Source organism: Clostridium sp. MCC344 (genome assembly GCF_018785365.1).
Classification (GTDB): Bacteria; Bacillota; Clostridia; order Lachnospirales; family Lachnospiraceae; genus Pilosibacter.
The window spans coordinates 1-22380 of sequence record NZ_WQPQ01000078.1 but is presented as its reverse complement, the minus strand read 5'-3'; the positions used below and the strand labels follow the sequence as shown (position 1 = coordinate 22380).

Here is a 22380-nt window from a genome sequence, read left to right as displayed (position 1 = left end):
TCCTTTCTGGCGTTTAAGGCAAACGCCCGTAACAATAAAAATGCTGCTGCCAGTAGCTTGAATTGAGGTTCGTGTAGGAAATGGGGTCGCCGCAGTGCAGCATGACCGAATTTCCCACATACAGCCCCACATGGGACATCCCGACAGTGTCGTAAGTGCCGACGAAAAATACAAGGTCGCCGGGCTTGGCCTGCTCCGGGGAAACGGGGGTGCAGATGTTGTAAAGCCCCTGCGCCGTCTGGCGTCCCACATTCCAGCCGGAATGATTGATAACCCAGCTAATGAAGCCGGAACAATCAAAGCTGGTGCTTGGGGAGCTGCCGCCCCACACATAGGGATAGCCCACATACTTTTCCGCCTCCGCGATCATGGCGGCAAAGGCTTCGTCCTTTAGCGCCTCCGGGGGGATTTCATAGTAGGTCGGCTCTTTCGGGGTGGAGGCGTGGGGATAGCTGCCGTTGGGAAACAGGTCTGGCCGGTTGCCCAAAGTCTGCATATAGGCAGCATAAAAGCCCATCTGTTCCTCGGTGAGAATGTAGATGGGCAGGTGGGACAGGTCAAAGTTTTCCAGCTTCACATTGCAGATGTAATAGGTGTAGGGAACTTCCACGGTATAGGTGTTTCCCTCGCTGTCCGTCCTCGTTTCGGTGCGGTAGCGGGTTTCCGTTTCGATGGTCTGGGTCAGGATGTACTGCTTTTCAAAGAGCATGGCAAGGTCGCCCTGTACCTCCCCCAAAGTGAACACGCCGTTATGCAGCGCGGAGAGGATGGAGGTCAGCACATAGGGGTCATGTTTGATCTCGTCCAGATCGAAACGGTATTCGTCATAGCCAGGGTGCAGGCTTTCGTAGTTGTCAAGTTCGTGCTGCAAGTCTGCTTCCAGCGCGGCATAGGCGGCTTCGGCTCCCAGCATATCACTGTTCTCGGAGAGATAGGAGGTGGCGGCAAGGCCCGTCCCGGTGCTGCCAAACATGGCGGTGCAGGATTGCAGGCCGCCCATCACCAGCAGGAGCATGAGGCCCACGCCGCCGACGATCAGCGCCCCTTTCCAGTGCCGGGCGGCAAAGGATGCGGCCTGTCTGCTTTTTTCTGCGGCTTTCTTGGCTGCGGCACCCGTGGTCTTGGCGGTGCCTGCGGCCCCCTGTGCGGTCTGACCCGCCGCCCTTGCTGCCTTGGCATATTCCCGCTTGATGTGCTGTTTCTGCCAGAAGCGGGAAACGGGGTTCTTGACCGCCTGCGCCAGCTCCGGGTTGTCCCGCAGGGATTTTTGATACGCAAACTCGGCGTTGGCAGCGATGGACTTTCGCTCGGCCTTGGCTGCGGCCCGGTAGGGTTTGAGCTTGTGGCGGTGGACGCCGCTGCGGATCATGCGGCCCACCTGCCGTTCCGCCAGTTCCTCCCCCTTGTGGCCGCCCTCCACGCCCACATTTTCGTGTTCTACCTCGTGGATTTTTCCGTGGAGATAAAGCCCGGCTTCCTGTATGGGGCGGCTGGCCGGGTTTGGTTTGAGCTGGGGAGGGGATTTCTCCACCTTGTCAAAATACAGCCTGCTTTTAGCCTTGCCCTTGGCCTCGTCATAAACAGTTTCCTTGGTGACGACGCGCTTTTTCGGCAGGGCTTCTTTGGCCGCTTCCAGCTGATCCGCCCGTTTTTCTGCCTTTTTGATATACGGGGCCAGCTCCGGGGAGGCCCGTTCCTCGGCGGTAAACTGCAACCGGGAAACGGGGCCGGTGGCCTGCGCCACGGTTTTTCCGGCGTCCTTGGCCGCTTTCCTTGCCTTGTGGCGGTCGTGCAGTTCGTCCGCCCGTTCCAGTATTTTTTCCGCCGCGCCCTCCGGCTGGGCGGTGTATTCCTGCTCGGCCTCCCGGCTGGACACATTGACGCTTTCGCCGGTGGTCTGGTTATCCAACGTCAGGCCGTCGCGGGTCATGTGCTGCGTTACCTTGTCGCGGGGTTTTAAGGGTTCCATATCCGATCACCTCCTTGCTGTCTGTTCCGGCAGCGCCCGGTTTCAATCTCTGCAATATAGCGCAGGATGGGGTACACCTGCGGGGGAACAACTGCGTTTCCCAAAGTCTTTAACCGCTTTGCCACATTCGCCGGCGGGTCACTGATTAAGTACGGGATTTGCGCCGGTTCTTTGGCCCACATGGAATGTCCGTCCATCTCCGGGGGAATCCCATCAGCCATTCCACCCAGTCGGGGTTCAGTTTCACATCCCCCGGCGGGCTGCCCAGCAGTTTGTAAACCGCCCATGACAGCCGCGCCGTCCATACGGTTCCGCTGGGATTGTATTTTCGGAAGCTCCCGGTCGGGGTCATCCGCACATCGACAGTTTTCCCCACATCCCCCGTGTCGCTGGCAAGGGGCGTGGGAAGCAGCATGGCCGATGATGAAAGTTCTTTTGCGCTCATGCCATGCGCCGACGGCGACAGCAGGAAGTACGAAAACCCTAACGGCGTAGCCTGCCTGCTCCAAGTCAAAAACCGTCTTGTCGAGCCCCAGATGGATGAAGCCAGCAACATTTTCTCCAAGCACCCAAGAGGGGTGCAGTTCCCGGATAATGCGGAGCATTTCGGGCCATAAATACCGTTCGTCCTCAAATCCCCGTTGTTTCCCGGCGCTGGAAAAGGGCTGGCAGGGGAATCCCCCGGAAATAAGTGTGGTCGTTTCTCGTCCTGTTTTTTCAAAAAATGCCTCCTTTGTCACTGTGGTAATGTCCCGGAATTTTGGTACCTGCGGCCAGTGCTTTTTCAAAACTTCCATCGGGAAATCCGCCCATTCGCACTGGCATACGGTGGTAAACCCTGCGGCTTCCGCCGCAAGGTCGATCCCTCCGATCCCGGAAAACAGGCTGAAATGTGTTAGGGCGCTCATACCGTCGCCCCCTCGCCTAACCGGGTCGTCATGATCTGGTAGAGCTGGGTGTTTTTCGGGATGGGGTTCTTAAAGGGCAGGATCACATTTTCGTAAATGAGAAGCCCCTCGCCGGGTTCGGAATTGTCCACATACCGTAATTGCTGGGGCGAAATGTTCAGCCGTTCCGCAAGGATTTTGCGGTCGCCGCTGGCCTGATTGAGCAGGCAGATAAAGTCGCTGTTTTCCAAAATGTTCTCAATTTCCGGGGAGGAAAGCAGGTCTTTCACATTCTGCGTCGCACCTGTGGGAATCCCGCCCCACTTACGGAAACGCTTCCAAATCTCGCAGGAAAAGGCCGCCGTCTGTTCCTCACGCAAAAGCAGGTGGAACTCATCACAGAAATACCATGTCGCCTTGCCCTTACTGCGGTTTTGGGTGACGCGCCCCCAAATCTGGTCTTGGACAATGAGCATACCGATTTTCTTTAGTTGCTTGCCCAGCTCCTTGATGTCAAAGGCCACAATGCGGTTTTTGATGTCGATGTTGGTTCTGTGGTTGAACACATTTAAGCTACCGGACACATACAGGTCAAGGGCCTGCGCCACCCGGTCAGCCTCCGGGATATGCTGGTCTAACAGGGCTTTGTGCAGGTCTGCAAGGATGGGCATATTTTCCGGCTTGGGGTCTGCCAGATAAGGCCGGTAGATCACCTGTACCGCCCGGTCGATCACCGTCTTTTCAATGGCTTCCAGCCCGTTCTTGCCGCCCATGACAAGCTCACAGAACGACAGCACAAAGTCGGATTTCAAGGCCAGCGGGTTTTCGTCCTCGGAGTAATTCAGGTTGATGTCCAGCGGGTTCACATAGTTTTTGCTGGTAGGCGACAGCTTCACCACCTGCCCATGCAGCCGCTTCACAAGGGGGTAATACTCGGCCTCTGGATCACAGATATACACATCGTCCGGGGTGCAGAGGAACACGCTCAAAATTTCTGATTTACAGCTCATACTTTTGCCGCTTCCCGGTGTCCCCAGCTTTAGCCCGTTGGGACACCTCGCCCGTTTGCGGTCGAGCATAATCATGTTGCCGGTCTTGGCGTTGATCCCGTAATACATGGCGTCGCCGCCCTGAAAAAGCTCCTGCGTTACAAAGGGGACGAACACGGCCACGCTGGAAGTCGTCAGGGAGCGTTCAATCTGGATGTGGCTGGTCCCCAGCGGCAGGCTGCTCATAAGCCCCTGTTCCTGCTGGTAGTCCAGCCGTACAAGGGAACAGTTGTATTTCTGGGCGATCCCGGCAGCCCAGAACACATCGTTTTCCAGCTTTTGCCGGGTGTCTGCGGTGTTCAGCACCAAAAAGGTAAGCTGAAACATTCGTTCATTCCGGCTCTGCAAGGTCTTTAGCAGCTCCTTGGCGTCCTGCCCGTAGGTGGCAAGGTCGCTGGGAAGTATATCCATGTCGTAACCGCTTCTTACCGCCCGTTTCTGTTCCTGAATCTTCATGGCGTCAAGGTCGGTGATCTTGCGCTTGACCGTCTTAATGGCGTCGCTCTGGTCGATGGCCTGCACATGGAGGTTCACCACAATGCCGTTTTCCGTGTTGAGAAAGTCGGCCAGCATTTCATCCGACAGCTCCGGGGAGAGGATTTGCAGGAAGCTCACCGCCCCGTATTTGCCGCCCAGCCCGAACATCCGGGCATTGCCGAAGCGGAACGAGGACGGGGCGATAAAGTCCTTGGTAGAAAGCCCCGACGGGGCAAGCCACTTCCAGTCAAAGGAGAACGGTTCCCCGTCCGGGTGGAAAATGCTGTGCATGACTTCCAGCCGTTCCTTGGCGTCCAGTCCCCACGCGGAGGCCCCCATGCTCTTGAAATATCCCAAAAGGTCGGTTTCGATCCGGCGCAGTCTGGCGCGGGCCATTTTCAGGCTGTCCGCCTCAATGGTGTAGGTCATAAATTTCCGCTTCATCAGGCCGTTGTTCCCGTTCACAAGCTGGTCTTGCAAAATGTCGGAATACTCGCTGCGGATGTCGTCGAAGTCGTCCCCCTGCGCCCGGATTTCAAAGCTCTTGGCGTACTGCTTGGGGTCAATCTTGCGGTTGATAAAGGAAAACTGCACATGAATGGAGGCGTCCAGATAGTTGTAGAGGTCGCACAGGTTTTCAAAGATGGCGGTCTTGGTGTCCGCCTGCGCCAGTTGGTAGCTGATGTCCGTAAACTCAATGCACTTGGAAAAGGTGCGGGGCGTCACCCGGCATACGCCGTCCTGATACATGGCCTCATAGGGAATACTGGTCTGCGCCGAATGGGGCTTGCCGTCGCCCTTATACTTTCGGATGACAGCCTGAATTTCTTTCTTTTCGGCGCGGGTGAGCTTGACCGGCGCTTTTGCGCTCGTTTCGTTCTTTTGCTTTTTGGACAATGGCGTTGACCTCCTTTTCCATTTGGGATTGCCGCACAAGGGCGGTATAAGCGTTGTTGGTCTGGTAGGGGCGTTCCTTGGGCTGGATGAAGCAGCACTCGACGATCTGGCGCGCCACCACTTCAAGGGGCTGGCCGTGTTTTTCGTAAAGCGCCAGCAGAAAGCCCGGCAGCATGGCGAACACCATAATGAGCGCCGCCGCGCTGGTCGGGACGCGGCCCCGGATCAAAAAGAAAAGCGGGATGCCTACAAGCAGCGCACCGCCAAAACAAATGAGCTGGCGTTTCGTCAGCCCGAATACTACCTTGGATTTGACCTTGGTTAAATCCTTGGGGACAGTTACATAAGCCATAAAAAGTCACCTCGTTTCTGGTACGGACAGGGAAAAATCGCTGTCCACTTCGTTGCCCCACGCATCCCAGCCGGGGATTTTCTGTCTGGCAAACAGTTCTGCGCGGGGCAGGTCGCCCGCAAGCTCTATGATTTTCTCGCGGGTAATGTCTGGTTTCTTGCTGTGTTCCTCCACCGGGGAAATGATAAACTGATGGACGCTTTTGGAGTAACGCTTGGGATGGCCCCGCTTGGCAAGCAGGCAGATTTCCGCGTTTCCTCTCGTCCAGTAGCCCAGCCCGTAAAACCATGTGGGGCTTTTGCGGTTCAATTTCAGCCAGATAAAGGCCACGGTCTTAAAGGTGAAGCCCCACGCCTTAATCAGACGCAGCGCCTCCGGGAGCTGGGGGAAAGTTGCCCACAAAAATAAGAGGCAGTCTTTTTCCGCCAGCGTTTCCACCGGCAGGGCGCACAGCTCGTCAATGCTCATGGTGGGATAGTGATGTTCCGCCGCCCCTGTCCGCTTGCACTCATATCGCCACGGCGGGTCGGCGTAAAGGATGTTGTAGGTTTTCTTTTGTGTTTCCTCGATAGCTGGTATTCCTCCTGTCTGTTAATGTGCGGTAAATACGGCTTTCGATATGCTGCCGGTCTTGAACAGACAGAAGCAAAGCAAAACGGTATAGCCCATACAGCCCCAGATCGCGCCGGATATGTCGTCGGCGGTTCCGATCTGCTGGATCAGCACCGCATAAATCCCGACAACCACCATGATTAAAAAGGCTTGGAAGCCCAGCGCAAGCAGGGATTTCAAGTAGTTCTGGCCCATGCCGCGCCACTCTGCATTGCCCAGCGTGGCAAGGGGGATCGGCCCCAATGCGGTCACGGCGTAAATTTCAATCATTCTTCCATAGGTCACAAGGAAAATGCAGATGGAAAGAATGTTCATCGTCAGCCCCACAACAAGGGTCTGGAACCACAGGCCCAGCAGCGGCCCGATGTCCATTGCTTCAAGGCGGCTTTCCAGATCGGGGAGCAGCGTGTCAAAATCAATGCTGGTATCTCCGATAATCACCCCGGCGCTCTGGTTGACGACCTGTTGGGTGGCGTCAAATACGCCCATGACGATATTCCATGTGTTCGTCACAATGAGGATGGCAAAGGCGCTTTTGAAAATCCAGCGGAAGAACATGGAGCTGTCGAAGTCGTGCATATTGTTCTTTTCCACAATCATGTCGATCAGCTCATAGCACATCACGAGGGCGAGAATGGCCGCCGCAATGGGGACGATAACCGTTTCGGACAGGTTTTGCAGCATGGAGAAAATGCCGCCGTTCCAGTCCTGCGGGGTACTGCCCACATCCGACGCGATTTCCCCGACTTTGGTATTGACTGTGTTAAACAGGCCGGACAGGTTGCCCATGATACCGTCGATCAGGATTCCTTTGATCCATTCCCCGATTAAATCACCGATCATGTGGGGACACCTCCTTTCCCGCGCCCTCCCAGATCAGAGAGGGCGCGGAGGGTTTTCTAACACACATGGGGTTATCCCAGCAGCCCGGACAGCAGAGGAACAAGTGTCATGCCGATCAGGGCAACACCACCTCCGGCGACAAGCTGCTTGATTCCCTGGCTCTTGCTCGCCGGGTTGTCCGCCCCGTATCCCTCCAAAAGATTGACGCCGCCCCATACGCAAAGCGCGCCGCCGAGGCCCACAACAATGGTCTGCAAAGTATCAACTGCACTATTGAAAAATTCCATAAATTTACCTCCATAAATTCAGATCGTGATGGTGTTTGGGTACAAAAAAGCCGCCATACATAGCGGCAGCCTCACAATCCGCAGACGGCCCGGAGTTACTGGCCGTCCCGCCATTTCAGCACAGCCAGCGAAAAAATCTCGCCCCATGCTTCACACAGTCTGCGGTCTATTTCCCTTACAAGTTCTTCGGCTTCCCCGTCCGTGGGCGGGGTATCATGTTCCGCAATCCACTGGCACAGAACCGCAGCGGAAATGATCGCCCGGTAGATTTCTTTCTCATACCTGAAATAATCCGCAAATGTCCATTCGTCCGAGTGTCCCATCGGTCACGCTCCTTTCTCTATGGCCGCTTTATTCTACGGCAAAATCTTCATCCGACAGCTCAATGTCGTAGAGGTCAAAGGGTTCGTCCTCCGTTATCACGCGCCGCTTTTTCCGGCGCAGGGACGACAGGTAGCTGTCCACATCAAAGGTGTTCTTTTTGTCGGCGTCCGAGAGGTATTGATAGCGGGGGTGGCGGGTGATGTCGTATTTCTCACTGAAAAACGGCCTCACGCCGCGCACCTGCAAAATACACTTGCCTCCGTCCATCGTTGCAATTTCGTCTTGGCTCATCAGCTCCTTTCCGAGTTTTTGGTAATTCAGTCCGTGGGAGGTCTGCGCGCCCCGGCTCTCGCTCTGGTTGTAGCTGTCAATGGTTTCCTTGCCCAGCACCTCCGCAATCTCCTTGGCGTTCTTGCCCCGGCCACTAAGGAACAGCGTACAGTCGCAGTTGTCGGAAATGATTTCCGCCGCGTCCTTGTAAATGGCCTTTAGCTGCGACTGGCTCTGCAAAATAATAGAAGCCGAGATTTCCCGGCTTCGTATGGTGGCAATCAGCTTGTCAAAGTTTGGAATCTGGCCGATGTTGGCGAACTCGTCCAGAATCAGCCGCACATGGACGGGCAGCCGCCCGCCGTATTTGTCGTCGGCCCGGTCGCACAAAAGGTTGATAAGCTGGCTTTGCACCATTGCCAGAATGAAATTAAAGGTCGTGTCCGTGTCCGACATAATCAGGAACAGGGCCGTTTTTTTATCCCCGATGGTATCAAGTTCCAGTTCGTCGTCCTCCATCAGCTCCCGCACCTCCCTGATGTCAAAAGGCGCTAATCTGGCTCCGCAGCTTATCAAGATGGAGCTGCGGGTCTTGCCTGCCGACAGCAGGAATTTACGGTACTGGCGCACCGCAAAATGTTCCGGGTCTTTTTCTTCCAGCCGTTCAAACATCTGGTCTACCGGGGATTGAAATTCTGGGTCGTCCTCGCGGGCTTCACTGGCATTTATCATTTCAAGCAGCGTAGTGAAATTCATTTCATCGTCCGGCGCTTCGTACCAGATATAGCCAATGAGGGCCGAATACAGCAGGCGTTCCGATTTGATCCAAAAATCTTCGGCGCTCTTTTCGCCCTCGCCCTTGGTGTTGCAGATCAGCGTGTTTACCAGCTTCAAAATGTCCTTTTCCGAATGGATGTAGCGAAACGGGTTATAGCGCATACTCTTGGAAAAGTTAATGGTATTCAGCACTTTTACCCGGTAGCCGCACCGCACAAGGAGCTGGCCCACTTCGCCGATCAGACTTCCTTTCGGGTCAGTAATCACGAATGAGGTCGGGTAGTCCTTGGACACGCACTGCATAAGGTTAGGCTTCACAAAGAACCGGGTCTTGCCGCTGCCGGAACCGCCGATCACCAGCACATTTTTGTTCCGGGCGGTCTTGGGGTCTTTGGGCCGGTTGTTCATGGTGAGGCGTTCCGTCTGGGTCAGGAGAATGTTGTTGTCAAACACCGGGTCGATGTACGGGGCTATATCTTTGGGGCCTCCCCAACGGGCGCTGCCGTACTCGACGCCCCGGCGGTATTTCTTGGCGTTCTTGCTCTTGCAGTACACCATCAGCCGCAGTGCCACCGCACCGGCCACGCCCACCGCCAGATCGAACAGGTGGAAGCTGGGGGCGGCGCTTTCAAAGGCAAGGGAAAAGCCGTCCGCAAGGTGCAATAGCTTTTCCGACAAGTCCGCCCCAGCCGCCAGCCGGTAGGTCTGTCCCAGCTTGCCGAACAGGTAAACAAACAGCAGGTAGGGCAGGTTTGCGATTATCAGCTTTTTCATTTCCGGCTTCATCGTGACAGCCCCCTTTCCTTGATTTTCTCCTTGGCCTGCTGGCTGCTTCTGGCAGCTGCCTTTTCTTTCAGGACGGCAAGGGCCTTTCGGATGGAGGGGCGTTCCTGCTGTTTGAGCTTCTTGGCTGTAAACTCCTTAAACGCCTGTTCCAGATTGTCCACCTGCTTGGATTTGAAAATCACGATATACCGGGGCGGATGGGTAGTGCGGTCTTTCCGCAGAGTAAAATCAATGTCGTATTTCTTGGCGCAGGGCTTAAACAGGCCGATGTTGGCGTCGGTGATCTCAATGTTGGACAGGGCGGAACCGTCCTTTTTGAGCTGCCGTAAGCTCTGCTGGCCGTGATGGGCCTTGCCCGTCCCTTTCTGCCGGGCGGCCAGATATTTTCGGATGGCCGCTTGCAGCACTTGGGCGGTGAGCTTGCCCGTCTTAACCGCTAACGCTATGGTTTTCTGGTCTACTTCTTCCTGCAACTGCTATCCCTCCTTTGGAAAGTCAGCAGGCAGGCGGATGGCTTAAATCCGCACCCGCAGGCCAGAGAGGTCGTCGGCATGGATTCCCACCAGATACCAGTTCTCGGCCATTTCAATGCGGGTCGGCCTCCATCTGCCGCCCACCATCACATCAAAAGTTTCTCCGCAGTGCAGGCCGCCGTAATAGTCTGCAAGGTCAAAGCGGATGTCGTAGCGGTCTGTCTGCTCGTCAAAAATCAAAGCACCCTGTTTCATAGGGTCGTCCTCCTTTCAGATTTTGCCTGTGTTCATGTCGTGGGCCACCAGCGCCGTGTAATAGCCGTTGATGGTGCTTGGGGCGTTGAACAGAACCGCCAGCAGGTATTTTTTGATGTTCCGTATTTCCGTGGTGTTTTTGCTGATACAGTCAAAGACAAACTCAATGTGAGAACTGTCCAGTTTCATCAGCTTGGATTTCACCAGCTCGGCGGGGTAATCGTCCCCGGCAATGCGGATAGTCTTTCGGGCGCTGCATACGGTTTCCACCAGCAAGTCCACAATCTCGTCCAGCATATCCCGGTCAATCCCCTTGGCGTACTGGCAAAGGTGTTCATACTCGATGTTGTCCTTGATGATCTCCCGATAAATCTCTACGGCGCTCTGTGATTTCGCTCCCGTTCCTTTCCGTTCCGGCGGCGCAGCCGCTTCTTCCCCCAAAGGAGAGGGAGGGGAAAGGATAGGAATGGAATCGGTATTTGATCCATCTGTCATTGATTTCTCTTTACTTGATCTATCTTTATTTAATTGCGTTGGTTTTTCCTGCGTAGGGGTTTCCTGCGTTGGATTATCCAATGTTGGATTTTCCAATGTAGGTGAATCCGGCACAGGCTGGGGCTGTTCGTAAATGATGTAATCCGCCCCGCGCAGGCGGCCTTGGCTGTCACGCTCACGGGAACGCACGATATAGCCCGCCTTTTCCAGCTCCCGGACAGCCGCCCGGATCGCGTCGATCTGCTCCCGGTTGATAAGGGACAAGCCTTTCAGCGTAAAGTCCCAATCCTCCGGCAAGGACAGCATTTGCGACAGCAGGCCCTTGGCTTTCAGGGACAAGTCCTTGTTCCGCAGGTGGTGGTTGGACATCACCGTGTAGCCCCGGTTTTTCTCCACTCGAAAAACTGCCATCTCGTCGTCCACTCCTTTCACTTGAAATTTCACCGCACCGTCAAGGGCGGTGAGCTTGCCCGGCTGGTAGGGACATTCCTCATACACACAAAACTGGTACTTCCAGTGCGGGCGGTAGAAACGGCAGGTGCCGCAGTCCTCCGGCGATCCGGCCTCGCCGTTGTCAAAATGATCTGCGCCCGGCCTCGTCTGCATGAGCTGTTCAAAGGCCCGGTCGCTGCCGGAAGTAAAGTACATAGGCGGTCGCCTCCTTTCTGGTTTTGGGCGCAAAAAAAGCGGCGTCCTGATCTCCCCAAAGGGGAAAAGAGAACGCCGCCGTCTGCGGTGTCGTATTTGATTTTCGATGTGTCACTATTTGGGCGGTGGGCTTCACGGGAAAGTAGAAGCGTGTCAAAGCTCAATCCGAAAGTAGTAAATCGGTAGTAAATTCAGTTCTTATATCCCGTGAAATGCCCGTATTTCCGGGCTTTTTGGAGATAATCAGAGTTGTTACGTTAAATGCATCTGAATTCAGGTCAGATCTGCGCCCGGCAGAAGAAGGTATTTTCTGTGACATGTTTCTCCCCAATACTGCGTCATTGACTGATCAGATCTCATTTATCATGTTGCTTTGTAAGCATTCAGCAAGCCTGTTTATTTCCATCTTCCCATCACAGGATCCGTTTAAAAAATTCTCCGCATTCCTCCGTGACCGAGAAAGCATCCGCTGAAAACGGAATCCGTTCTGCATTGATCCGATATCTTCTTGAGAATTCTCTTCTGGTCTCCTCGCTCCCAAATACCGCGAGACTCTGCCAGCTCTTTTTCTGCTTCGCTCTTTTCTCCATCTCGAATTCCCGGAAACTTTCCTGCTGCCACTCTGTAAGGGAACCCACCAGAAATTTCTTATCACATCTCCAGTATGATTCATGTTCACCGTCTTTGACCGATCCAAAATCGATCAGGATATCGTCATATCCTTCCAACAGCACCTCCTTTATATTCTCCGGCCCTGCATGTTTATAATAATCCGCATCCAGGATCCTGTATGGATTTTTCCGTCCCGTCTGTCCCGTACAGACCTGCTCGAGTCTTTCAAAGTCTCCTGACTCATTAAATTCCAGCAATATTGCTTTTCTCCTGAGATAACCCGTGAGATAGTTTGCCAGCATGATTGAAAAATGTGTGCATCCCACTCCGACATTGCTGCCCGCGATCCCAATCATCCTGCATCGTTTCTCCTGTATCCCGCCAATAATTTTTTTCTTTTCCATCTGGTCCCCCCTGTACCATCATTCCACAATTCCCGGTAACAGGTGTTGGCAGCTTTATCTTCTTTAAATGGATTCGAAAAGAACGGAAGAAAGAAATAATGAATATCAGATAAAACTTTTGGAAGTTTCAGACGTGCTTTTTTCTCCATATGGTTGAAGAGCAGGATCACCTTTCCACGGCTTTTCAGCATTTTTGCCGCATTTACAGCCCTGTCGATCTCCCACCATTTTCCCCCGCATACAAGAACATAAAAATCTGCTCCCGGAAGTTCCCGTCCTGACCGGATCACTCCCGCGTCCTTTATGATTACTGGAAAATAAAGATATGGCAGCTTCACAGCTTCGCCATAATAAGGCCGGATGTTTCCGCATCCGATTTGATATACGCCGTTCCGGTCCGCCTTGAGCCCCATATTTTTCGCAAGGGTGCGGACCGTATCCGTATCGTATTCTTCCTGATATAAAGCCGGACACCCGTTTCGGGTCAGAAAGTAAGACATTCCGAGAGCTGCATGGGTCGTTCCGATCCCCGCCCCAGCTCCGGTAAAAACAACGATTCGAGATTCTATTGCCTGCTCTTTTATCTGGTTTTGCAGTTCCTGCAGCGTCCTCTGCAGTTCTTCCGCGCTCTGGTACCGCTCCTCTTTCTCCGCTTTCATGCACCCGCGGATGATCCGGTCAAGTTTTCTGTATTCCGGTTCGTTTATAACTTCCAAAGTACTCCCGGGAACGTCTCCATGACTCATAAAGTAAAGCAGCGCACCGATCGCGTATACATCCGTTCTGCAGTCTAAAGGTTCTCCTTTATACTGTTCCGGTGCAGCAAAACCAATTGTCCCATACCGTTCTCCAAATGCGGCGGCATCTGACGCGTATTGTGCGTGATCAAAATCCGTTAGCCGAAGGATTCCGTTGCATACCAGCAGATTTTTTGGCTGCAAGTCTAAATATAAAATAGGGTTTTCTGCTGAATTCATGAACTGAATGATACGGCAGATCTGTATTCCAAGATTCACTGCCGTCTTAACCGACAAGCTGCCCAGGCGTTTCACCAGAGCATATAAAGATTCGCCTTCCAGATATTCTTCGATCAGATAACTGTATCCGGTATCTTCTTCCACATCATAGACGATTGGGATTCCCGGATGTCTCAATGTTTTCAGAAAAAGTGCTTCTTTTCTAAAAGTATCATAATCCGCTATGGACTTGGGAACGACTTTTACTGCCCGATACTCTTCCAGCTCTACGTGGTACGCCAGATACACGGTACCGGACCGTCCATTTCCCAATTCTCCGCACAACCGATATTTGCCAAACAGAACGCGTTCGATAAATCTTCACACCTCCTTTCGGCAATACAACCTCTTGTGACTATTCTAATATAGATACTCCCATTTTAAATCATCTTGTAGATGTCAAAACTGATTAAATTTTAATAAATTCTCCTCATATGATTGCAAAAGCCGAATAGGATATAGTATATTATAGATGTAAAAATGCGGTCTTTTGCCCTTTTACCAGAAACCGATCGACCGCAATGATCTTTAATTAGTAATAAGACAGGAAGTGATCCTATGAAAATAGAACGTATCAACGAAAACCAGATCCGCTGCACACTCAGCAACTTTGATCTGAGCGTCCGCAATATGAACCTCGGTGAACTGGCTTATGGAAGCGAAAAGGCGCGCAGCCTTTTCCGCGAAATGATCCAGCGCGCAGCAAACGAGGTCGGCTTTGAAGCGGAAGATATCCCACTTATGGTCGAAGCGATCCCTATGGCGAACGAAAGTGTTATGCTGATCATCACGAAAATGGAAGATCCCGAAGAACTCGACACCCGTTTTTCCAAGTTCTCACCGGCAGACGATGAGGATGAGAATGGATGGGGAAATCTCACTGCGGAGGTACTGGAAGGCGCTGACGGTCTGATCAATATCCTGACCCAGAGCGGGATCCTGAAACCGAAAGACGCGAACACTCCGGCACCATCCTCTGCATCTGCAACTGATCCGCAGAAAAACCCGGAACCGGCAAATCCGGCACAGTTTACGAGGATCTACCAGTTCTCTTCCCTTGACCTAGTCTGCGAGGCAGCAAGACAAACCGGTGCTGTTTTTAACGGAAGCAGTGTTCTCTACAAGAATCCGGAAAATGGCGTTTTTTATCTGATCCTCAGGAAGGAAGATGACGATGAGCTGTCCTTCAGCCGGGTCTGCAATACCCTCTCCGAATACGGAACAAGATTAAAAGGCGATGCGGCAGCATCCGGCGCCTACTATGCGGAGCATTACGATGTGATCGTAAAAAAAGATGCACTGAAGGTACTTCAGAACTTATGATCTCCGTGAAATATTTTATGTATATCTCCGCGCGAGTGCGCATCTTAGGCACTCAATGCCTTTTTGATTAACAGGAAGTTCCATCGGAATTTCCTGTTGATCAAAAAAAGGCTGTGACACCGGGAAGATCTCCCCGGTGTCACAGTCTTTTTTCATTTCTCTGATATTTTCCAAAGTCAGCAGACCGATCGTTTTCGATCAGTTACACATTACTGCTGCTTCTGAGCCAGATATTCGTTGATCACACTTACAAGTTTCTCTACCGGAATTCCGTGAACCATGCAAGCCTCTTCCAGAGACTCCATCTGAGAAGACGGGCATCCGATGCAGTGCATTCCAGCGCCCATTAAGATCTGAGCCATATTTTCATCAACCTGAAGAAGCTCACCGATGAGCATTTCTTTTGAAATCTGCATGATAAATCCTCCTTTCACCTTCGAAATCTGCCGAGGGCAATTTTCTACGATTGTTTCCGGCATAACAAGCGTACCGCCATATATGCCAGCATATCGAGAGTATAATACTTTTTTCGTTTCTTGGCAAGGAGGTTTTGCAAAACTAACCGCAGTTATCTCTGTCTAACCGCATATTTACTGGTTTTTTGTTCCTCATTAGGTACATTTTTTTCATGATTTACCCCTTGAATAATTTGACTGTTTATTATAGAATGAAAGAAATAAACAAAGGAGGTATTTTGTCATGGCATATGTAATTAGCGATAGCTGCGTTAGCTGCGGTACTTGTGCTGGTGAATGTCCGGTAAACGCTATTTCTCAGGGAGATGGACAGTACGTAATCGACGCTGATACTTGCATCAGCTGCGGTACTTGTGCTGGTGTCTGTCCGACAGGCGCAATCAACGAGGGTTGATCACAAACGCAAACCAATACATAAAAGCCGTTGTTCCCAAAGGAGCAGCGGCTTTTTTGATCTATGCAGATCTTCCTCATCACAATTTATTTGCATTGCGTCCAAACTTTTTCTTTCTGAAGAGTGATGGCAGAAACGGCGCCTTTGCCGCCGCAGCTTCCGCCCGCCCCCTGCTCTCCTTCTGGTAGAGTCTTATCGTCTCGTCCAGCTGGCGAAACCGCTCTTCGTCCCGCTCATCCGCTACCCTCATCAGATAATCGATCTCCTTCAGCACCTTATCATTCACCATCCTGCTGATATCCTGACTCAGCTTTTCATTGTTCTCTTCGATGGCCTGTCCAATCATCTGGGTGAGGAAATCCTTAAACTGTTCCGCCTTCTCCCGGTTCATGAGCTCCGTGATCTCCCCGGGATCCATCTTCTCCAGATTCTTCTTCTCCTGTTCCGCACATTCTCTCAATGCCGACGCAACATCCTCCTCTAAAATATCTGTAGGTGCCACCGATTCTCCCTCCGCATCCAGGGTTTTCGCAAGTGCCGCCTTGATCGCCTTGAGCTGATACCCTTTTTCCTTCAATTCCTTGATCTGCTTAAAAAGACGAATATGAAAATCCGTATAATACCGATGTCCCATCTCGTTGCGCGGGATATTCATCTCCAGTTCTTCCTCCCAGTAGCGAAGTACATGAGATTCCACGTCAACCTTTTTCGAGGCATCAGAGATCAGATAATGTGTTTCTGACATGGCTGTTCTCTTCCTTTCACATGATTTCCCATTACAGCATCATACAGAATTTTCTGCTGATCAGATTTCTGTCCGCAAACTGTAACGATTTCTCAACTCTGTTCCTTCTGATTCTGCAGCATATCTCAGACCGCCCTCTGCACGCAAACCAGTTACCAGATCGTTAATAATATATGTGAAGGCATGTCCCAATATGACAAAAGCGCCCGTTTTCATCTGAAGATCAGTTGAAAACGGGCGCTCAAACAGCAATCTGTTACTGCTGCTCTTTTGCAATATTCACAAACCGGGTCAGCTCCGGTTTCCATCCAAGATATACCGTTCCGATCGGGCCGTTACGCTGTTTAGCGATAATGACTTCCGCCGTATTCGGATTATCCGTATCTTTATTATAGTAATCATCACGGTACAGGAACATGACTACATCGGCATCCTGCTCAATAGCTCCGGACTCTCGAAGGTCCGAAAGCATCGGACGATGGTCTGTTCTCGTCTCACAGGCACGCGACAGCTGGGACAGGGCGATGACCGGAACACTCAGCTCCCTGGCGATCGCCTTCAGGGATCTGGAAATCTCGGAGATCTCCTGCTGGCGGTTGTCACCGTTCTTTCCGCTTCCCGACATTAACTGCAGATAGTCGATCATGACAAGATCGAGACCATGTTCCAGTTTGACCTTCCGGCATTTGGAACGCAGCTCCATGATGGAGATACCAGGTGTATCATCAATGACAAGTTTGGAACTTCCGATCGTCCCGATTCCCTCCACGACAGCATCCCAGTCAGCATCCGTCAGAGTACCGGTACGGAGTTTCTGGGAATCCACATTGGACTCCATGGAAAGCATACGGTTTACCAGCTGTTCCTTCGACATCTCCAGGCTGAAGATCAGGCAGGTCTTCTGTCTGCGGACCGCGATATAATCCGTAATGTTTAACACGAATGCAGTCTTACCCATAGACGGTCGGGCCGCAATCAGGATCAGATCCGACGGCTGAAGTCCGGACATCCGGTAATCCAGATCGATAAATCCGGTCGGAAGACCCGTTACCGTGGATTTTGACCGGGTTGCCTGCTCGATCTTGTCGAGAACATTTAACGCAACCTGGCGGATCGGCACAAAATCTCCGGACGCACGGCTCTCCAGAAGATTAAAGATCTGTTTTTCCGTGTCGGCCAGGATCGTCTCCAGGCTGTCCTTTCCTGCATAGCAGTTGTTCGCAATCTCCTCGTTGATCCTGATCAGACGGCGGAGAACTGCTTTTTCATGAACGATCGTCGCATAGGACCGGACATTTACCGAGGTCGGAACAGTCGCAAGAATATCGCGGACAAAGTCCAGACTGCATACCTCCGGCGGAACATCCTTCTCCTTCAGTCTGTCCTGAAGTGTGACCAGGTCTACCGGTTTTCCTTCATTGAACAGCTCCACCATGGTATCGAACATGATCCCGTACTGTTTCTGATAAAAATCATCCGCAACCACGATCTCCGACGCCGCGATGATCGCATCCCGGTCCATTAACATTGAACCGATCACCGACTGTTCCGCCTCAATACTGTGCGGCAGGACTCTCTTTACTAACGCTTCTTCCATCTTTTTTTACGCTTCAACGACTTTCACGCTGAGTCTCGCTGTTACTTCTTTGTGAAGTTTGATCGGGACCTCAAAGCTTCCGATGCTCTTGATCGGCTCCGGAAGTACCATCTTCTTCTTGTCGATATCGAGCTTTAACTGATCTTTCGCCGCTTTAGCGATTTCTTTCGTGGAAACAGAGCCAAACGCACGTCCGCCTTCACCGGCTTTGATCGATACGGTAACGGACATCTTGTCGATCTCCTCCGCAAGCTTCTTAGCCTCCGCAAGCTGCTCTGCCGCAACCTTTTCCGCGTTTGCTTTCTGGAGTTTTAAGTCATTTAAATTCTTGGATGTAGCCTCAACACCAAGTTTTTTCGGAAGGATAAAGTTTCTCGCATATCCGTCATTTACCTTTACAACCTGGCCTTTTTTGCCAAGTGCCTTCACATCCTCTAATAATACAACTTCCATCTTAAATTTCTCCTTTCTCCAGCATCATATCGATGACGCCTTTTACCTTCTCCTTGGCCTCCTCAACGGTAGCGCCCGGGAGCTGCGCGCCTGCGATCGTTCTGTGTCCGCCGCCGCCCAGCTTTTCCATCATGACCTGGACATTGACTTCGTCGATCGATCTCGCACTGATATAAATCTTGCCTTCATATGGGGTAAGAACGACAGATGCCTTCATTCCCACAATGTCAAGAAGCTCGTTTGCAGCCTGTGCGCCTACTACTGTCGGGCTCTCTACGCCCTCTGCCGGGCACACGCTGATGGCAAAGTATTTCTTATAGACCTCTGCCTGACGGACTGCCTCGGCTCTCGCCTTGTAGTCCTCCATACTGTCACGGAACAGCTTCCGGACTCTCGTCACGTCCGCTCCGTTTCTTCTAAGGAACGCCGCCGCCTCAAAGGTGCGGACGCCCGCCTGATTTGTAAAGTTGTTCGTATCGATCACGATTCCCGCGTACATAGCGTCCGCCTCCGGGGATTTGATCCGGATGCTGTCCGCGACGTACTGTAAGATCTCCGCAACCAGCTCACAGGCAGACGATGCATACGGCTCCACATAGGACAGCGTCGCGTTCGTGATGATCTCGCTGGACTGACGGTGATGGTCGATGACGACGATCGTTTTCACAAGTTTTAAGAGATCCGGCTCTTCCGTGATACTCGGGCGGTTGACGTCCACAACGACAAGCGCTGTGTTGTTATCCACGATATCTGCGGCTTCACTTCCGGTCAGGAACAGATCTTTCGGATAGTCACCCGTCTCAAAGCGTTCCATCATCGGGCGCACCGAAGATGTCACCTCATTGATCACGATGTGGGCTTTTTTATTCAGCGCCGATGCGATCCGGTACATACCGATCGCCGCACCGAAGCAGTCGATATCTCCGATCTTATGTCCCATAATCAGAAGGCAGTCCTTTGTCTCAAGAAGCTCCCTGAGGGCATGGGCTTTGACGCGGGCCTTGACACGGGTCGTCTTCTCTAACTGCTGGGCCTTTCCGCCGTAATACTGGATCTTCTGGCCGCATTTTACTACCGCCTGATCACCGCCACGGCCGAGGGCCATATCGATTGCTGTACGGGCATAATCATAGTTCTGGCTGTAGGTATCGCCGTTCATTCCGATACCGATACTTAAGGTCACCGCCATCTCGTTTCCGATATTGACGGTCTTTACCTCCTCAAGCAGTCCAAACCGCTCTTTTTCCAGGCGCGGCATATAGCACTGCTTGATCGCAAAGAAATATTTGTCCTTCTCCAGTTTCTTTACGATACCATTGACCGCTGAAATGTACTTGTTGATCTTTCGGTCGATCAGGGCCGTTAAGAGCGATCTGCGGACTTCCTCGACACTCTCTAACGCCTCATCATAGTTGTCCAGATAGATCAGGCCCGCGACCATCTTCTGGTCTGTGATCGCCTGCTTGTAGTTATAGAGCTCTGTCTCATCATAGAGATACACCGCAAGAATCTGCTGCTCCGTCTGCTTCTCCGGGATTCCGGAGGCAAGCTCATCCGGGCGGATCGTCACGCGTTTCATACTCACGCGGTATTTCGATTCCCCATAGATCACATGGACTTCCATCGCATTTTCCATCTTCTCGAGGGATTCCACTGTGATCTCCTTGAAGAGCATTGTCAGGCTTTTCCCTGCGCTCTTCTCTTCTTTGGTCACCGCCTCAAAGGCGCGGTTCATCCAAAGGATCTTACCATCCGTGTCCGCGATCGCGTAGGGCAGCTCCAGGGACGCCATAAGCTGTTTCTGACTCCAGCTGTACGCCGACGCAAAGGACACCAGACTGCCGAGAGCCCGCTTCTTTCCGTACATATACAGGGTTCCGGCACACGCCGCGTAGATCACCGTAAATGCAAGCATCACGAGTCCCGCCTTGCGTGAGATCAGGTTGACCGCAGCTCCCGCAAGAATTACCAGTGCCGTTAAAAATACCGGCCACTGAAGGTAAAGCTGCAGAATATGGCTGACCTTTTTATCATCTTTCATTCTTATCTCCTATCCGCCGCCCGGTAAAATGGGCATAGCAAGACCATAAAAAGAATGTGCCTTGGCACATTCTCGCGCCGAGCGCAGTCGCTTGCGATAGACTCCTCTTGCGCGAGTGTGCATTTGGCACGTTAGTGCCTTTTTATGCATGGAGAAATTCAGGCAGAATTTCTCCATGTATCAGAACCGACTTTGGGGATAGTATACCATAGATACAGGCATTTGTCCATGATCCGCTTGGGGCGGACATGGCTGGCTGCTGAGTGTTTATCATATTTATACTGTATACAAAATATCCTGTGTCTTTTCGCTTTTGTTTACTGAGAAATTAAAAAGTATGATATAATGGCTTAAATACAGATAGATCGTATGAGCACAAGTCACCAATTCCAAAATTTTGTGTATGAAAGGACATATGTTTATGAAAGCAACCGTACTCAGCGACAACATCCCCGCCGAAAATCTCGGCTGTGAATGGGGATTATCAATTTTTATTGAATATCATGGGAAACATATCCTTCTAGATGCCGGGGCATCCGGACTTTTTCTGAAGAATGCTGATGTGCTTGGACTGAACATGAAAGACGTAGATTTCGGAGTTCTCTCCCACGCGCACTACGACCATGCAGACGGAATTCCGGAATTTTTCAGGGTAAATTCGTCCGCACCGTTCTATTTTAAGGAAACTACCGGAGAAAACTGCTGCAAAGGTGTCTGGAATTACAAGAAATACATCGGTATTCCAAAGGGCATGTTAAAAAAGTATCCGGACCGGATCAAACTCGTCTCCGGGGACTTTTCCCCATGTGACGGGGTTTATCTGATCCCGCATAAAACTCCGGGACTGGAGAAAAAAGGCATCCGGGAGCACATGTACCTGAAGGAAAAACGGCGTTGGAAGCCGGATTCCTTCTCCCACGAACAGAGTCTCGTCTTCGACACACCGGACGGCCTTGTGATCTTCAACAGCTGTTCCCACGGCGGCGCCGATACCATTATCCGTGAGGTCACCGCGACTTTCCCGGATAAAAAAGTAAAAGCCCTGATCGGCGGCTTCCACCTCTACAATAAGACCGACGCAGAGATCCTTGCCCTCGCCGAAGGGATTCGCTCCACCGGTATTTCTGAAATCTACACCGGCCACTGTACCGGAGATCATGCCTTTGATCTCCTGAAAGAGACGTTAGGAGAATCCGTTCACAAGCTACATGCGGGGCTTGTGATGGAGTTTTAGTATGTACCGGTCTGCAAACGCAATGCAAGCGCTAACCTTGTGATCGCGAATTGAACAAGAAAATCTAACTGAAGAATTTGCAAACAAAAACGGCACCGTTCTAACCAGTGCCGTTTTTGCTTATTTTGTTATAAGCCAGACGTTTTCAGCCAAACTTTCGTGTGGTTTGATTTCTCGCCTATTTACACTGCGAGGAAAGACTCTGCCCACATTTTTATCCGGCCTACGACAAACATTGCTCCTCGGTTTCTGAAACAACATCCGTTTTTCTCAACGCATTGGATGCGGTTTCCGGATTCACCGGTGCTCTGCGCATCACTTTTTTTGCACCATCGGTCTCAGCTTTATAATGGTAACTATATATCGTCTGACCTTTTTTACATTCACTAACTTCTATTCTTTTCTCCGGATCCTCATACCAAATACCGCTTGGAAATACGAGTCCATTACCTACAAATGTTGGTGACATACTCCCACCACTTAGCTCACGCTTGAAGTGGGGGCTTCTCGTTCGATTGCCCCGTTGGGCAAAGCATTCACGAGCGATCCCCGTGTGTCCCACGGTTCTTTTGGACTGATATCTTTTTATGATGCTTTTTCGCTCTTTTCTAATATGATCCCGGACATTCTCAGACCTTCCCTGCAGATGTTGACTGCCGCATTTTCATCACGGTCCATCCGGTT

At 51.8% G+C, this 22380-nt stretch carries 23 protein-coding genes; 3 read left to right on the top strand and 20 right to left on the bottom strand.

Annotated features, from left to right (window positions below; translation table 11 throughout):
- Nucleotides 1–13 precede the first annotated feature (13 nt).
- The 14 genes from GPK90_RS16100 to GPK90_RS16035 all read right to left on the bottom strand — a co-directional run bounded on the left by GPK90_RS16100 (nt 14) and on the right by GPK90_RS16035 (nt 13718).
- Complete coding sequence (locus tag GPK90_RS16100; RefSeq protein ID WP_215693600.1) at nt 14–1969, bottom strand: C40 family peptidase; 1956 nt, start codon at nt 1967–1969, stop codon at nt 14–16.
- A complete protein-coding gene (locus tag GPK90_RS16095) occupies nt 1957–2877 on the bottom strand; it encodes a DNA cytosine methyltransferase (protein ID WP_215693602.1) in 921 nt (306 codons plus the stop codon). Before GPK90_RS16095 ends, GPK90_RS16100 begins: the two co-directional genes overlap by 13 nt.
- Nucleotides 2874–5279 carry a VirB4-like conjugal transfer ATPase, CD1110 family gene (locus tag GPK90_RS16090; protein WP_215703445.1) on the bottom strand — a complete coding sequence of 802 codons (2406 nt, stop codon included), beginning with the start codon at nt 5277–5279 and terminating at the stop codon, nt 2874–2876. Before GPK90_RS16090 ends, GPK90_RS16095 begins: the two co-directional genes overlap by 4 nt.
- A complete protein-coding gene (locus GPK90_RS16085; protein WP_097777316.1) occupies nt 5182–5631 on the bottom strand; it encodes a PrgI family protein in 450 nt (149 codons plus the stop codon). The genes GPK90_RS16090 and GPK90_RS16085 overlap by 98 nt, the downstream gene beginning before the upstream one ends.
- Nucleotides 5632–5637: 6 nt before the next feature.
- Nucleotides 5638–6171, bottom strand: coding sequence for an MT-A70 family methyltransferase (locus GPK90_RS16080; protein ID WP_430750607.1), 534 nt, complete (start codon nt 6169–6171; stop codon nt 5638–5640).
- Between the two features lie 51 nt (nt 6172–6222).
- Nucleotides 6223–7086 (bottom strand): VirB6/TrbL-like conjugal transfer protein, CD1112 family, encoded by an 864-nt coding sequence (locus GPK90_RS16075; protein ID WP_005946756.1) that lies wholly within the window; start codon nt 7084–7086, stop codon nt 6223–6225.
- A 71-nt stretch (nt 7087–7157) separates the two neighbouring features.
- Nucleotides 7158–7373: a Maff2 family mobile element protein gene (locus tag GPK90_RS16070; RefSeq protein ID WP_002566673.1), complete on the bottom strand. Its 216-nt coding sequence runs from the start codon at nt 7371–7373 to the stop codon at nt 7158–7160.
- A 95-nt stretch (nt 7374–7468) separates the two neighbouring features.
- Complete coding sequence (locus GPK90_RS16065; RefSeq protein ID WP_022381109.1) at nt 7469–7696, bottom strand: hypothetical protein; 228 nt, start codon at nt 7694–7696, stop codon at nt 7469–7471.
- Nucleotides 7697–7724: 28 nt separating this feature from the next.
- Nucleotides 7725–9530, bottom strand: coding sequence for a VirD4-like conjugal transfer protein, CD1115 family (locus GPK90_RS16060; protein ID WP_215703444.1), 1806 nt, complete (start codon nt 9528–9530; stop codon nt 7725–7727).
- Nucleotides 9527–10003, bottom strand: coding sequence for a PcfB family protein (locus GPK90_RS16055; RefSeq protein WP_215693608.1), 477 nt, complete (start codon nt 10001–10003; stop codon nt 9527–9529). The genes GPK90_RS16060 and GPK90_RS16055 overlap by 4 nt, the downstream gene beginning before the upstream one ends.
- 42 nt (nt 10004–10045) lie before the next feature.
- The gene (locus tag GPK90_RS16050) at nt 10046–10258 is read right to left on the bottom strand and encodes a DUF5348 domain-containing protein (protein ID WP_003819042.1); all 213 of its coding nucleotides are present in this window, start codon (nt 10256–10258) and stop codon (nt 10046–10048) included.
- A 15-nt stretch (nt 10259–10273) separates the two neighbouring features.
- On the bottom strand, nt 10274–11401 hold the full coding sequence (locus GPK90_RS16045) for a DUF6017 domain-containing protein (RefSeq protein WP_195488165.1): 1128 nt from the start codon (nt 11399–11401) through the stop codon (nt 10274–10276).
- A gap of 413 nt (nt 11402–11814) precedes the next feature.
- Nucleotides 11815–12417, bottom strand: a complete 603-nt coding sequence (locus GPK90_RS16040) for a hypothetical protein (protein WP_147352752.1) — start codon at nt 12415–12417, stop codon at nt 11815–11817.
- Nucleotides 12366–13718: a protein kinase domain-containing protein gene (locus tag GPK90_RS16035; protein ID WP_346011281.1), complete on the bottom strand. Its 1353-nt coding sequence runs from the start codon at nt 13716–13718 to the stop codon at nt 12366–12368. Before GPK90_RS16035 ends, GPK90_RS16040 begins: the two co-directional genes overlap by 52 nt.
- A gap of 273 nt (nt 13719–13991) precedes the next feature.
- Between GPK90_RS16035 and GPK90_RS16030 the strand changes: the two genes are divergently transcribed.
- On the top strand, nt 13992–14756 hold the full coding sequence (locus GPK90_RS16030; RefSeq protein WP_118533393.1) for an adaptor protein MecA: 765 nt from the start codon (nt 13992–13994) through the stop codon (nt 14754–14756).
- Between the two features lie 209 nt (nt 14757–14965).
- Here GPK90_RS16030 and GPK90_RS16025 read toward each other — a convergent pair whose 3' ends face one another.
- Entirely contained in the window at nt 14966–15172 is a 207-nt protein-coding gene (locus GPK90_RS16025) for a DUF1858 domain-containing protein (RefSeq protein WP_015552988.1), read from the bottom strand.
- Nucleotides 15173–15455: 283 nt separating this feature from the next.
- On the opposite strand from GPK90_RS16025, the gene GPK90_RS16020 reads away from it, so the two are divergent.
- On the top strand, nt 15456–15626 hold the full coding sequence (locus tag GPK90_RS16020; protein ID WP_021905155.1) for a DUF362 domain-containing protein: 171 nt from the start codon (nt 15456–15458) through the stop codon (nt 15624–15626).
- 79 nt (nt 15627–15705) lie between these two features.
- Here GPK90_RS16020 and GPK90_RS16015 read toward each other — a convergent pair whose 3' ends face one another.
- The 4 genes from GPK90_RS16015 to GPK90_RS16000 all read right to left on the bottom strand — a co-directional run bounded on the left by GPK90_RS16015 (nt 15706) and on the right by GPK90_RS16000 (nt 20462).
- On the bottom strand, nt 15706–16371 hold the full coding sequence (locus GPK90_RS16015; protein ID WP_118297307.1) for a helix-turn-helix domain-containing protein: 666 nt from the start codon (nt 16369–16371) through the stop codon (nt 15706–15708).
- Nucleotides 16372–16627: 256 nt separating this feature from the next.
- Entirely contained in the window at nt 16628–17968 is a 1341-nt protein-coding gene (dnaB, locus tag GPK90_RS16010) for a replicative DNA helicase (RefSeq protein WP_118297308.1), read from the bottom strand.
- A gap of 6 nt (nt 17969–17974) precedes the next feature.
- Entirely contained in the window at nt 17975–18421 is a 447-nt protein-coding gene (gene rplI, locus GPK90_RS16005) for a 50S ribosomal protein L9 (protein ID WP_015552983.1), read from the bottom strand.
- 1 nt (nt 18422) lies between these two features.
- Nucleotides 18423–20462, bottom strand: coding sequence for a DHH family phosphoesterase (locus GPK90_RS16000; protein WP_118533391.1), 2040 nt, complete (start codon nt 20460–20462; stop codon nt 18423–18425).
- A 421-nt stretch (nt 20463–20883) separates the two neighbouring features.
- On the opposite strand from GPK90_RS16000, the gene GPK90_RS15995 reads away from it, so the two are divergent.
- Nucleotides 20884–21696 (top strand): MBL fold metallo-hydrolase, encoded by an 813-nt coding sequence (locus tag GPK90_RS15995; protein ID WP_118533389.1) that lies wholly within the window; start codon nt 20884–20886, stop codon nt 21694–21696.
- Nucleotides 21697–21919: 223 nt separating this feature from the next.
- On the opposite strand, the gene GPK90_RS15990 is transcribed toward GPK90_RS15995, so the two are convergent.
- Nucleotides 21920–22165, bottom strand: coding sequence for a hypothetical protein (locus GPK90_RS15990; RefSeq protein WP_147352751.1), 246 nt, complete (start codon nt 22163–22165; stop codon nt 21920–21922).
- Nucleotides 22166–22380: the final 215 nt, after the last annotated feature.

Bases quoted from the DNA above. Each gene is read 5' to 3' on its own strand.
- GPK90_RS16100 (WP_215693600.1), bottom strand. From the start codon at position 1,969: ATGGAACCCTTAAAACCCCGCGACAAGGTAACGCAGCACATGACCCGC.
- GPK90_RS16095 (WP_215693602.1), bottom strand. From the start codon at position 2,877: ATGAGCGCCCTAACACATTTCAGCCTGTTTTCCGGGATCGGAGGGATC.
- GPK90_RS16085 (WP_097777316.1), bottom strand. From the start codon at position 5,631: ATGGCTTATGTAACTGTCCCCAAGGATTTAACCAAGGTCAAATCCAAG.
- GPK90_RS16075 (WP_005946756.1), bottom strand. From the start codon at position 7,086: ATGATCGGTGATTTAATCGGGGAATGGATCAAAGGAATCCTGATCGAC.
- GPK90_RS16070 (WP_002566673.1), bottom strand. From the start codon at position 7,373: ATGGAATTTTTCAATAGTGCAGTTGATACTTTGCAGACCATTGTTGTG.
- GPK90_RS16065 (WP_022381109.1), bottom strand. From the start codon at position 7,696: ATGGGACACTCGGACGAATGGACATTTGCGGATTATTTCAGGTATGAG.
- GPK90_RS16060 (WP_215703444.1), bottom strand. From the start codon at position 9,530: ATGAAGCCGGAAATGAAAAAGCTGATAATCGCAAACCTGCCCTACCTG.
- GPK90_RS16050 (WP_003819042.1), bottom strand. From the start codon at position 10,258: ATGAAACAGGGTGCTTTGATTTTTGACGAGCAGACAGACCGCTACGAC.
- GPK90_RS16045 (WP_195488165.1), bottom strand. From the start codon at position 11,401: ATGTACTTTACTTCCGGCAGCGACCGGGCCTTTGAACAGCTCATGCAG.
- GPK90_RS16040 (WP_147352752.1), bottom strand. From the start codon at position 12,417: ATGGAAAAGAAAAAAATTATTGGCGGGATACAGGAGAAACGATGCAGG.
- GPK90_RS16030 (WP_118533393.1), top strand. From the start codon at position 13,992: ATGAAAATAGAACGTATCAACGAAAACCAGATCCGCTGCACACTCAGC.
- GPK90_RS16025 (WP_015552988.1), bottom strand. From the start codon at position 15,172: ATGCAGATTTCAAAAGAAATGCTCATCGGTGAGCTTCTTCAGGTTGAT.
- GPK90_RS16020 (WP_021905155.1), top strand. From the start codon at position 15,456: ATGGCATATGTAATTAGCGATAGCTGCGTTAGCTGCGGTACTTGTGCT.
- GPK90_RS16015 (WP_118297307.1), bottom strand. From the start codon at position 16,371: ATGTCAGAAACACATTATCTGATCTCTGATGCCTCGAAAAAGGTTGAC.
- dnaB (WP_118297308.1), bottom strand. From the start codon at position 17,968: ATGGAAGAAGCGTTAGTAAAGAGAGTCCTGCCGCACAGTATTGAGGCG.
- rplI (WP_015552983.1), bottom strand. From the start codon at position 18,421: ATGGAAGTTGTATTATTAGAGGATGTGAAGGCACTTGGCAAAAAAGGC.
- GPK90_RS16000 (WP_118533391.1), bottom strand. From the start codon at position 20,462: ATGAAAGATGATAAAAAGGTCAGCCATATTCTGCAGCTTTACCTTCAG.
- GPK90_RS15995 (WP_118533389.1), top strand. From the start codon at position 20,884: ATGAAAGCAACCGTACTCAGCGACAACATCCCCGCCGAAAATCTCGGC.
- GPK90_RS15990 (WP_147352751.1), bottom strand. From the start codon at position 22,165: ATGTCACCAACATTTGTAGGTAATGGACTCGTATTTCCAAGCGGTATT.